Consider the following 11,899-nt stretch of genomic DNA (forward strand, 5'->3'; position numbering starts at 1 on the left):
TAACCTGAGTTCGGGATAAGGAAAGAGACAGGTAGTAAGCTGAAAATAGCGTTAAATCCAGCAACCTGCCCTATGTTCAGTTTAGATGCTTTGTTTTGCCATGTAGATGATTTCTGTAAAGCATTTGAAACCCAATGGTACAAAAAGCTATTAAGTCATGGAGGGATAAAACGTAATCGGGCAAAAAGTCTATGTTTGAGCGAGATCATGACGATACTGATTGCATTTCATCAGAATCACTACCGAAATTTTAAGTATTTTTACTTGAATCAAGTCAAACGACACTGGAGTGATGCGTTTCCAGGTCTTCCGAGTTATCAAAGATTTATTGAATGGATACCATCGACCTTGATACCTTTGTGCGTCTATCTGAAGCATTGTTTTGGAACTTGTACAGGTATCGGTTTTATCGATTCAACGAGCCTGAAAGTCTGCCATAATCGTCGTATTTCGCGCAATCGGGTGTTTAAAAATTTAGCTTCTCGTGGCAAGACTTCTGTGGATTGGTTTTTTGGTTTCAAGTTGCATCTTGTCGTCAATGAATTTGGTCAACTCTTAAATGCGACTCTGACTCCCGGTAATGTTGATGACCGTCAGCCAGTAGGTGATTTACTGAGTGGCCTGTTTGGCAAAATCTTTGCTGATAGAGGTTATGTCTCCCAGAAACTGGCTGCTCAACTTTTAGCTGACTTCGGCATTCAGTTTTTCGCCAAACCTCGTCGCAACATGAAAAATAAGCTCATGCGTCTTCATGACAAGCTTTTGTCCCGTAAACGCTCCATTATTGAAACTATTAACGACCAACTCAAAAACATTTCTCAGATTGAACATTCCAGACATCGAAGCCCAGTTAATTTTTGTGTTAACGTTTTGTGCGGATTAATCGCTTATTCTCATCAACCTAAGAAACCTAGCCTTCAACTGGAGTGGCTTTTACCTTCTTATCTTTAACCCGAACTCAGGTTAATTAAGAATTACTAATTACTAATTTATTGAGGGTACAAGACCCTTATTTTTTTTAAATTTGTTCAATAATCAAGCCCTCACCTTTATGTGTGGGGTATTAATTACAAATTACGTTAGCGTAGCGGTAGCGAGTCAGACGCTCCTACGTCGCTAACGCTTTGCTATCGAGCATCATTATCAATTACGAATTATTGTGAGTTGTAAATATTTTGTTTTAATCATTGACAGTCATTAATGGTCAGTACGTTGCGATGAAACTAGTGCTGTACTGCTTTACAGAAGCTGAAGGGTAGGAATTTGCACTTCACTAAGTTTAAATTTGATTTATTTAACATAGCATTTTTTTACTCAAAAAAATACTATCAACAGTTAGATTTACGAAACTAACGTTGAAATTTATTGTTAATTGAAGATATTTCGCATTCTCTGCTAGCCAAATCGCAACCTTAAAAAGCGTTTTGGATTGCTCTGCCATTTGATTGCTGGGCTTTAAAACTAGGAATTTTACAAAGCTGCTTTTGCTTGAAAAATTTTTGGCTGCACGTCCGATCTCAAAACTTTTTTCGCAAGAGGTCTTATGTACACAATATTAAATAGCTACGCATATCCCTAAGTTTTCAGGATTACCGCATTTTTTAATTGAGAAGTACGAATCATGGAAGACAAGAAAAAAAGGGTGCAAAAAACATCCCGACGCGGTTTTTTGGGACAAGCCCTGACTGCTGCCGGAACTGCTATGGCTGCTCCTTCATTACTCGATCGCGCAGCTATAGCTAAGGAAACTACCCAAAGTAACAAAGGTGAGGTCAACGTGAAACTTACTGTTAACGGCGAGCAGCAAACTCTCGACCTTGAGCCGCGTGTCACACTCTTAGATGCCCTGCGCGATCGCTTGGGACTAGTAGGCAGTAAAAAAGGATGCGATCATGGGCAGTGCGGGGCTTGTACTGTTTTAATCGATGGTCAGCGAGTTTATTCCTGCTTAACTCTGGCAGTAATGCAGGAGGGCAAGCAAATTGTTACTGTTGAAGGGCTGGCAAAGGGCGATACTCTCCATCCGATGCAAGCAGCATTTATAGATAATGATGGCTTCCAGTGCGGCTATTGTACCCCAGGACAGATTTGTGCTTCTGTTGCCCTACTCGATGAAGTCAAACGAGGCTGTGCTAGCGTTGTCACACCGAATCTAGCTCGTCCTCCACAGCTAGCCGAACTCTCCGAGGCAGAAATCAAAGAGCGGCTCAGTGGCAATCTGTGTCGATGCAGCGCTTATAACGGTATTGTTGCAGCAGTACAGCAGGTAGCCGGACAAAAACCACCCTCTCCAGCTGCAACTGTGATGGTCACTGAACCCCAAGAGGCAACCGTATGAACAACTTCACTTACGTCCGCGCCGCCTCAGTGAAAGATGCTGTTCAACGGGTAACAAATGACAAAAATGCCATGTTGATTGCGGGTGGTACAAATCTGGTTGACCGTCTCAAAGTTTTCCTGGATGAGCCATCGCAACTGATTGATATCTCTCGATTAGAGATGAAGCGCATCGAACGGACACCTGGGGGTGGTCTGAGCATTGGGGCACTAGTAAGCAATACAGCGTTGGCAGACCATCCTGATGTTCGCCGCGATTATCCAATCATCTCGCGTGCAATTCTTGCCGGTGCGTCTCAGCAAATTCGTAATATGGCGACTGTCGGCGGTAACCTACTGCAACGCACTCGCTGTCCCTACTACTACGATACCGCTTTCCCTTGTAACAAACGCCAACCAGGAAGTGGCTGTCCGGCAGCAACTGGCATTAACCGCAGCCATGCTATCCTTGGGGTCAGCGACCAGTGTGTAGCAGTTCACCCCTCGGATATGTGTGTTTCTCTAGCAGCTCTAGATGCAATCGTTGTGGTGGAAGGCCCCAAGGGTAAGCGGCAGATACCATTCACAGACTTTCACCGACTACCAGGAAACACACCCCAGCGAGACACAAACTTAGAGCCAGGTGAGTTGATTACCTCTGTGATTTTACCGCCAGTGCCGTTTGCTAAATCGGGCGTTTATTTAAAGTTACGCGATCGCGCTTCCTATGCCTTTGCATTAATTTCTGTAGCGGCTGCCGTTGAGTTGGCAGGCGAGCAAATTAAAGATGTGCGTTTGGCAATGGGTGGTGTAGCCCACAAACCTTGGCGACCAACGGAAGCAGAAAAGTTTTTAATTGGCAAGCCTGCCAATGCTGCAACGTTTCAACAGGCAGCAGAAATTGCCTTGCAAGCAGCCAAGCCATTAACTCACAACAGTTTCAAAGTTGAATTGGCCAAGCGGGCAATTCGCCGCGCACTAGCGGTTTCAGCCAAAGGAGGAGGGGTAGTATGAATAAAGTAGTTGGGACTGCTGTCAGCCGCAAAGATGGACGAGCAAAGGTTATGGGCACGGCAACCTACGCCGCAGAACATCAAATTCCGGGTCTTGTTCACGGTTATCTTGTCACCTCTAGCATTGCCAATGGGCAAATAAAAAGCATCGACATCAGTGCAGCCAAAAAGGCATCCGGGGTAATAGCTGTTTTTACGCACGAAAACGCGCCCAAGATGTTTATGCCAACCAACGATTTTATGACCTCGAAAATCTACGAGGCTCGTCTACCGTTGTCGGATGACAAAATTCACTATGCAGGGCAAATTATCGGCTTGGTAGTGGCAGACACCTTCGAGCGGGCGCGTGATGCAGCGCATTTGGTCAAGGTGGAATACGCAACCCAAAAGCCACTTGTAGAAGTTACAAAAGCCTCCTTTAAAGAGCCTCCACCCCAGTTTGGTGAAGAGCTAAAGTTTGAAAAGGGGAATTTTGCAGCAGGGTTGGCGAGTGCAACAACAAAACTTACAGCCACCTATAAGACATCCACCGAAATGCACGCGCCGATGGAACCCCATGCCACCATAGCCCACTGGCAAGATGCCAACTCACTCACTATTTATGAACCGTCCCAGTGGGTATTGGGAAGCCAACGCACCTATGCAGACCTCTTCGGACTGCCATCTGAGCGGGTGCGGGTCGTCACACCCTTTTTAGGAGGAGCTTTCGGCTCAAAAGCTTTCCCCTGGCCCCATGGTATTCTCTGTGCTGCGGCTGCCCGCCAAGTTCAGCGTCCTCTGAAAGTCGTCCTCAGCCGCCGACAAATGACAGCCAACGCCGGACATCGCTCCGAAACCGAGCAAACCATTCGTTTAGGAGCAACCGCTGATGGTAGTTTAACTGCGATCGCTCACGAAGTAAAATCATACACCTCACCAGTGGATGTGTTCACAGAACCCTGTACGGGCATCACACCAGTAATGTACACTGCGCCGAATCTACAACTCAAGCAGGAACTAGCAGTGCTGAACATCGGTACACCAACATTCATGCGCGGACCGGGAGAGAATCCCGGTCTGTGGGCGATGGAATCGGCCATGGATGAACTAGCCTGGATGCTGAAGATTGACCCAGTGGAACTGCGCCTCAAGAACGAAACTAAAGAACACCAGCGCCAGGGTAAGCCATTCTCAGCCAAGCATTTTGCTGACTGTTTGCGGGTTGGTGCAGAGCAATTTGATTGGAAAGACAGACCAAAACAGCCGCGTTCTTTGACTCGCGACGGTAAGCTCGTTGGTTGGGGAATGGCGGCATCAACCTTCCCAGGCTTGCGGACTAAAGCATCTGTGAAAGTAAGGTTGCTCCCAGACGGTACTGCCCATCTTCTCACTGCGGGGAATGACATGGGCACTGGCGCATATACCGTTGTGGCGGTGACAGCAGCAGAGGCATTGGGGCTACCTGTCGAACAGGTACGGGTCGAGTTGGGCGACTCTTTGCTACCGGATGGCGGCTTGGCGGGTGGTTCTCAGATGACAGCATCCCTCGTCCCGGCGGTGATGTCAGCTTGTCAGCAAGTCTTGAAAACTGCGAACGCGAAGACTGCACAGGAGGCTTTTGCAACTCTGCGTCAGTCCAAACGAGCAGCTTTTGAAGCCATAGCATCTTCTGCCCCTGGTGATGAAGCTAAGAAATGGGCATTCCAGTCTTGGGGCGCACATTTTTGCGAAGTCAGCGTCGATGAAGAAATCGGACGTTTGCGAGTGACGCGCTGGGTGTCAGTGATGGATATCGGGCGAGTCATCAACTCTAAGACAGCAGCAAGTCAAGTGCGTGGTGGCGTAATCATGGGTATCGGGCAAGCTTTAATGGAAGAGTGCCACCTCGATCCAAACATTGGTTATCCTGTGGTTTATGACCTTGCCACCTATCATTTTCCAGCCCACGCCGACACTCCTAGAATTGAGGTAGCCTTCGTTGGCGAACCCGACCTTAACTTCAATCCAGGAGGTGCAAGAGGTGTAGGTGAGATTGGCATCACAGGTGTTTCAGCTGCGATCGCCAATGCAGTTTACCATGCCACAGGTAAGCGCATCCGCGATCTACCCATTACACCTGACAAGTTGATCTAAAGGCAGGATGCGGAGGGGCAGAGGAGCAAGGAAAATATAACTAAATCTGATGCCCGCCCCAATCACCAATCTCATAAAATGAACGAGCTACAGGCTATTTTAGAAGCATTTTCAGAAAGTCAGCACAATGCTGAAACATTGTATCTTGCTACTGTTGTTAATGTTCGAGGCTCTACCTATCGCCAACCAGGTGCCCGAATGTTGATGACAGAAGCTGGTCGAACGGTAGGAACGATCAGCGGTGGTTGCTTAGAAAAAGATGTATTTGAGCATACTCGCATATCAATGCCAGATGGACAAACGATAGTTGTCACATACGACACTACTGCCGATGAAGATATTGTCTGGGGGTTTGGACTTGGCTGTAACGGTGTAGTGCAAGTCCTGATTGAACGTCTAGATGATAATCCACTTAACCCCATGGCTTTCATTAAGCAATGTTTCTGCAACCAGCAACTCGGTATTATTGCAACTGTTTTTGGTGTAGAGGGTAAGGTTAACATTCAGGTTGGGGCACGTTTAATGCTAAATCCAGAAGGTCGTGTAACGACTGACATTAAAGAATCTTATTTGACTGATTTCCTTACTAAAGACGCTCAAATCGCCCTTCAAATTCAACATTCAAGTGTCAATAAATACCAACTGATATCAGGTAGCGTTGATGTCTTTATTGAAGTTATCCACCCGCTCACACGCCTGATAATTTTTGGTGCAGGTCATGACGCTGTACCGACAGCTCAGTTTGCCAAAGCTTTGGGCTGGCACGTCACCATTGTCGATTGTCGAGCTAGTGAGGCAACTAGAGAGCGTTTTTCAATAGCTGATGAGGTAATTCTCACCCGTAGAGAGATTGTACACAAACAAATAGCAGTGGATACACGCACTATTGCTGTAGTGATGACTCATAATTACCTAGATGATTTAGAAATCCTCAAAATGCTCATGCGATCTTCTGCACGCTACCTGGGTTTTTTGGGACCGAAACATCGCACAGAAAGATTACTGCAAGATTTACATGCAGAAGGAGTAGATTACACTACTGAACAGCTACAAAGGTTGCATGGTCCGGTGGGAATTGACATTGGAGCAGATACATCTGAAGCAATAGCTTTATCCATCATCGCTGAGATACAAGCTGTGCTGTCAAACCGTCGTGGTGGGTTTTTAAAAGACCGTTCCTTACCAATTCACCAACGGAATGAAGTCAAGGAAACCCAATTAGTAATTAGTAATTCGTGAAGGAGTTTATGACTGCTTTAACTTTACAATTACCTCCTAATCTCAAATTGACGGATGAGGAATTTGAACAGATTGTTGCTGTTAATAAAGACTTGCGATTGGAATTAACTGCTGAGGGAGAATTGGTAATCATGTCACCCGCTGGGGGAGAAACTGGTAATCGGAATTTTGATTTATTAGGTCAACTATGGTTTTGGAATAGTCAAAATAATTTAGGTAAAGCTTTTAATTCTTCTACTGGTTTTAAACTCCCCAATGGTGCAACTCGTTCTCCTGATGCTTCTTGGGTGAAGATGGAACGGTGGGATGCTCTCACGGCAGAACAAAGAAAAAAATATCTCCCCTTGTGTCCAGATTTTGCAGTGGAATTGGTTTCTGAAACTGATGATGTGGAAGATACTCAAGCCAAGATGCAGGAATACTTGGCAAATGGCTTACAACTTGGTTGGTTAATTAATCCTAAAGAGCAACAAGTAATAATTTATCGTCATAATCAAGCGCCTGAAGTTTTACAATCTCCCACAAGTTTATCTGGCGAAGATGTTCTTCCTGGTTTTATTTTAAAACTACAACCAATTTTCGGATAAGAGACTTAGAAAAAGCTTTGATATAGGTAGTTTCTCATACTTTACCTTGTTGTAAAAATGACGATCGCTAATCTCCAAGTAGAAACGGCTGAATCAAATGTTGCCATCATTATTCTGGCAGCAGGTGCATCAACTCGTATGGGTACACCTAAACAACTGTTGCCTTACCAGGGAGGTAGCTTACTTCACCATACAATTGAAAGTGCGATCGCTTCAGTATGCAAACCTGTAATAGTTGTTTTGGGAGCAAATGCCCAACATATACGTTCTGAAGTTACACAGCCTTCTGTGCAGGTGGTCGAAAATCCACAATGGAATTTAGGAATGAGCGCTTCCATTCGTAGCGGAATTCTATCGCTTTCAACTTATTCTAAAAGCGTAGATGCAGTAGTTATTGCTGTTTGCGACCAACCATTTCTATCTTCTGAAATTATCAATCTCCTGGTTGAAGCATATCATTCATCAGGAAAAGCGATCGTAGCCTCCCAATATGCAGAAACATTAGGCGTACCTGCTTTGTTCAGCCACATATTTTTCTCAGAACTAGCAGCCTTGGGAGAAACCGTTGGCGCAAAACATTTGATTAACAGACACCTCAACGAAGTATTTTGCGTGCCATTCCCATTAGGTGCAGTTGATATTGATACACCAAAAGACTACGAGCAACTGCAAGCAACTATATAAGCGGCTTTTGCCTAACGCTTTTGTCAAAGGAATTGATGCTGTAAGCTCTAGGCAATTCTGATGGAGACGTTTGGCACTACTTGCCAATTAGTGCATCTTAGGGTTTATTAAGTCGGACATGAATATAAACGCTAAGTCCTGCATTGTTAATGCATTGGTTTGCATTGTTAATGTATCGGCTTACATTGTTAATGCATCGACCTGCATTATTAATGTATTGGCTTACATTGTTAATGTATCGACCTGCATTATTAATGTATTGGCTTACATTGTTAATGTATCGACCTGCATTAACAATGTTTTTTGTCGCTACAACACCTCGTTAGCATCAAAGCCATTTCAAACCAACTCACTAATCGAGGTGTTGTTATTTTAAGATGCGATCGCTAATAAGCCATTATGCTTGAGCAAAGAAACTGTACTCGGTTCGCGTCCCCGGAAAGATTGGAATACCTCCATTGGATGCTTGCTACCACCGAGAGCCAGCACTGTATCCCGGTAGCGTTTACCTGTGGCTTTTATGGCTTCTTCATTTTCTAACCCAGCTTCTTCAAAAGCAGCAAAAGCATCAGCACTCAATACTTCAGCCCACTTGTAACTGTAGTATCCTGCGGCATAACCACCTGCAAAAATGTGTCCGAAAGCGCACAAGAAAGAATCTTCTGGTAGCGGTGGCAAAACAGTAGTAGTCTTGGCAAGCCGATGGCGTACATCTGCGGCAGTTTCATTGCTGCCTGGGTGATAGCGATAGTGTAGTTCCATATCAACACTACTGAAGTGGATTTGCCGCAATGTCGCACTACCGCTCATATAATTGCGAGCTGCCAAGAGTTTTTGGTAATAATGCTCTGGTAAAGGTTCGCCAGTTTCGTAATGTTTTGCCATGCCAAACAAAGTGGGTCGCTCATAACACCAGTTTTCCATGAACTGACTGGGCAGTTCTACAGCATCCCACTCCACGTTGTTAATGCCTGCGGCTCCGGTGTAGTCCACCTTGGTTAACATGTGATGCAAGCCATGACCAAATTCATGGAACAAAGTCTCGACTTCATCGAAAGTCATTAAACTTGGTTTGCCATCGACTGGAGGAGTTTGGTTACACACCAAATATGCCACAGGTAAGCGAATAGCACTCACACCGTTTTCAGCGATTTTGCCTCGAGTAATGCATGTATCCATCCAAGCACCACCGCGCTTTTCAGCGGGACGGCTGTAGGGATCTAAGTAGAAGTAAGCGATGGAAGAACCTGTTTCATCAGCAATTTGGAAATAACGAACATCTTCATGCCAAATTGGGGCTTGGCCATCAGCAGGTGTGACGGTGACACCAAACAGCCGTTTTACAAGTCCGAATAAACCATCTAAGACTTGGGGGAGGGGAAAGTAAGGACGTAATTCTTCCGCAGTGAAAGCAAATTTTTCTTCTCGTTGGCGTTCTGCCCAAAAGCTGATATCCCAGTGTTGTAAATCCTGTGCTTCTGCTGCTCCCTTGGAGGCGGCGAAAGCTTTGAGTGCATCTAAGTCTTTGACAGCAGCATCATAACTGGCGCTACGTAGTTCTTCTAAAAGTGCCTCAACTGCCTCAACATTGGGAGCCATTTTACTAGCTAGGCTCAACTCAGCAAAATTCTGAAAGCCGAGTAAATCTGAGAGTTCTTGCCGCAACTGTAAAATGCGTTCAATTAGCGGATTATTATCTAGATCGCCAGATGCAGCACGAGTAATATAAGCTTTATAAAGCTTTTCACGCAAATCGCGGCGGGTGCTGTGCTGCATGAAAGGGCCATAGCTAGGGAAGTCTAAGGTAATGCGCCAAGGGCCGTTTTCTGGTGTGGCGTTTTCTTCTCCAGCAGCCCGAGCAGCTTGTGCTGCTAAACTGAGTAAACTATTGGGTAAGCCGTCGATTTCTTCTTTGGTTGTCAAGGTTAAGCTAAAGGCTTTTGTGGCATCCAGTGTGTGGTTAGAAAATTTGGTAGAAAGTTCTGCTAACTCCATCTGAATGGCGTTATAACGCTCTCGCGCTTCTCCTTGTAAGCCAACACCAGAAAGTTCTGCATCTCGAATGGCAGCTTCGACAATCCGCTGCTGGGCTGATTCTAAGCTTGTCCAGTTATCGCTGGCACGGAGTTGCTTAAAAGCATTGTAAATGGGTTGGCTTTGACCGAGCTTGTTGACGAACTGCACCACTTGTGGCTGGACGGTTTCAAAAGCTTCGCGCAGTTCAGGGCTATTCTTCACACCCATTAAATGGTTCACTATGCCCCAACTCCAGTTCAGCCGTTCCGTCAGCTTTTCTAGAGGCTCTACTAAACCGCTCCAAGTTGGCTGTAAATTAGCCTCCAAGGTGGTAAGCTGTTGGTCAAGTTCCTCCAATAACTGATTAAAAGCTGGTACTACTTGCTCTGGTTGAATCTCTGTGAAGGGAGGTAAGCCAGAACCTTTGAGCAAGGGATTATGAGAAATAGTGACTGCACTCATGGTTTCGTTTGAATTACAGATGAATCTGGGTGAACGATGATTTTTATTTATGTATTCTTCTAATGTAGCGATCGCAGCGCTTTTTCGCTTTGCCAGAATGCCGAAATTACAGGAAAAACTAAAATTATTACGCAAATAATCAACAAGGCGAGGTAGTGCATCCCGCCCTGTTGGAAATAAAGTAAGCTAATTGAATACTGCTTGCTCAATTAATTTTTTACCGCTTCAGCTTCCCGATTTTGGTTTTTTCTATCGGGGATTAGCCGTTCCAATGCACGGGCAATTAACGGTAAAAATCCGATTACTAAGGCCACACCCGCTAGGTTAAATATCAACTGTGCATTAGCAATCTGCCGAGCAACATTATCCCCTGTTCCCACTAACTGAGTCACCCATTGGGCAATTGCTGCCAATTGACTGGCAAAGAAAATCCCGACAATGGCACAAACGATATTAAATAGTAAGTGAAAGACACCTGTCCGTACTGCTGGGCGATCGCGCCCAATGGTAGCCACCAGTGTATCAGCGCAAGTGCCAACTTCAGCGCCCAGCACTAGGGCGATACCTGCGGGTAATGAAACCAATCCTTGGCTAGCCAAAGTCACAACAACGGCAACCGTGGCTGAGGAGGATTGAATTAAGACTGTAAATAGCGCCCCAACTAAAGCACCTAATAATGTGTTTTCTCCCAACCTCTCCATCCATGTAATAAAAGGTTGGTAATCTTTAAAAGGTTCCATTGCATCTTCAATCGTGTCAAGACCAAAGAAGAGTAAGCCTAGCCCCAACACAACCAAACCGATTTTTTTCCAGCGGTCTGTTTTACCTAAAAAAGTTAACAAAAAGCCAACGAACATTGCTATTGGGGCATACTCGTTAATTTTGAAAGCAATGATTTGAGCGCCGATAGTCGTACCGATATTAGCACCTAAAACTACACCAAGAGATTCCACAAATGTCAGCAATCCAGCGCTAACCATGGCAATGACAATGATGATTGTGACACTTGAAGAATCTAATATTGTTGTTGCTACCGTACCTGTAGCCACTCCAGCATAGCGATTAGTGGTGAATTTACTAATTAGTTCTCTAGCGCGATCGCCTGCGATCGCTTCTAGTCCCTCAGCCATTCGCGTTACACCATACAAAAACAGCACGAGTCCCGCTAGCGCTCCCGTGACGATTTTGAAAATATTTAGCTTTCTTTCTTCTTTGCTTTTATTTTCATCAGTATTCTCACCTTTTTCTTCTCCTTGAGATGACGCAGGATTTTCAGTCTTGTTACTATTTCTCTGTTGTGTTTTTTGTGCAACAACTAAAGATGCTGTCTCACCAAAATGTAATTCATTTTCTATTACCGAAGGAGCTATCACAATAGTTAAAATTAGAATACTCATAATTAGGGATCTGAGTATTTTGTTATTAAATTTATTTGACAACATATTTTACTCAACACTACTAGTTTTTGAT

The 11,899-nt window shown here is 44.9% G+C and carries 10 protein-coding genes; 7 read left to right on the forward strand and 3 right to left on the reverse strand.

Going from position 1 to position 11,899, the window contains the following annotated elements; all coding sequences use genetic code 11:
* Window positions 1-72: 72 nt before the first annotated feature.
* The 7 genes from RMY31_RS06720 (at window position 73) to RMY31_RS06750 (ending at window position 7,951) form a co-directional block, all read left to right on the forward strand.
* Window positions 73-951, forward strand: a complete 879-nt coding sequence (locus tag RMY31_RS06720; protein WP_409877515.1) for an IS982 family transposase — start codon at window positions 73-75, stop codon at window positions 949-951.
* Between the two features lie 670 nt (window positions 952-1,621).
* Entirely contained in the window at window positions 1,622-2,338 is a 717-nt protein-coding gene (locus RMY31_RS06725; protein WP_322666650.1) for a 2Fe-2S iron-sulfur cluster-binding protein, read from the forward strand.
* Entirely contained in the window at window positions 2,335-3,330 is a 996-nt protein-coding gene (locus tag RMY31_RS06730) for a xanthine dehydrogenase family protein subunit M (protein WP_322666652.1), read from the forward strand. The genes RMY31_RS06725 and RMY31_RS06730 overlap by 4 nt, the downstream gene beginning before the upstream one ends.
* Window positions 3,327-5,441 carry a xanthine dehydrogenase family protein molybdopterin-binding subunit gene (locus RMY31_RS06735; RefSeq protein WP_322666654.1) on the forward strand — a complete coding sequence of 705 codons (2,115 nt, stop codon included), beginning with the start codon at window positions 3,327-3,329 and terminating at the stop codon, window positions 5,439-5,441. Before RMY31_RS06730 ends, RMY31_RS06735 begins: the two co-directional genes overlap by 4 nt.
* 78 nt (window positions 5,442-5,519) lie before the next feature.
* Window positions 5,520-6,680, forward strand: coding sequence for an XdhC family protein (locus RMY31_RS06740; RefSeq protein ID WP_322666655.1), 1,161 nt, complete (start codon window positions 5,520-5,522; stop codon window positions 6,678-6,680).
* 8 nt (window positions 6,681-6,688) lie between these two features.
* A complete protein-coding gene (locus RMY31_RS06745; RefSeq protein WP_322666657.1) occupies window positions 6,689-7,267 on the forward strand; it encodes a Uma2 family endonuclease in 579 nt (192 codons plus the stop codon).
* A 57-nt stretch (window positions 7,268-7,324) separates the two neighbouring features.
* Complete coding sequence (locus RMY31_RS06750) at window positions 7,325-7,951, forward strand: nucleotidyltransferase family protein (protein ID WP_322666660.1); 627 nt, start codon at window positions 7,325-7,327, stop codon at window positions 7,949-7,951.
* A 372-nt stretch (window positions 7,952-8,323) separates the two neighbouring features.
* Here the strand turns inward: RMY31_RS06750 and RMY31_RS06755 are convergent, their stop codons facing one another.
* From RMY31_RS06755 to RMY31_RS06765, 3 genes are read right to left on the reverse strand one after another with little or no spacing between them, the layout of a single operon-like run.
* A complete protein-coding gene (locus tag RMY31_RS06755; protein ID WP_322666662.1) occupies window positions 8,324-10,429 on the reverse strand; it encodes a M3 family metallopeptidase in 2,106 nt (701 codons plus the stop codon).
* Between the two features lie 59 nt (window positions 10,430-10,488).
* Window positions 10,489-10,638 (reverse strand): hypothetical protein, encoded by a 150-nt coding sequence (locus RMY31_RS06760; RefSeq protein WP_409877519.1) that lies wholly within the window; start codon window positions 10,636-10,638, stop codon window positions 10,489-10,491.
* Window positions 10,639-11,826: a Na/Pi symporter gene (locus RMY31_RS06765; protein WP_322666664.1), complete on the reverse strand. Its 1,188-nt coding sequence runs from the start codon at window positions 11,824-11,826 to the stop codon at window positions 10,639-10,641.
* Window positions 11,827-11,899: the final 73 nt, after the last annotated feature.

Source organism: Dendronalium sp. ChiSLP03b (genome assembly GCF_034531165.2).
Taxonomy (GTDB): Bacteria; Cyanobacteriota; Cyanobacteriia; order Cyanobacteriales; family Nostocaceae; genus Dendronalium; species Dendronalium minutum.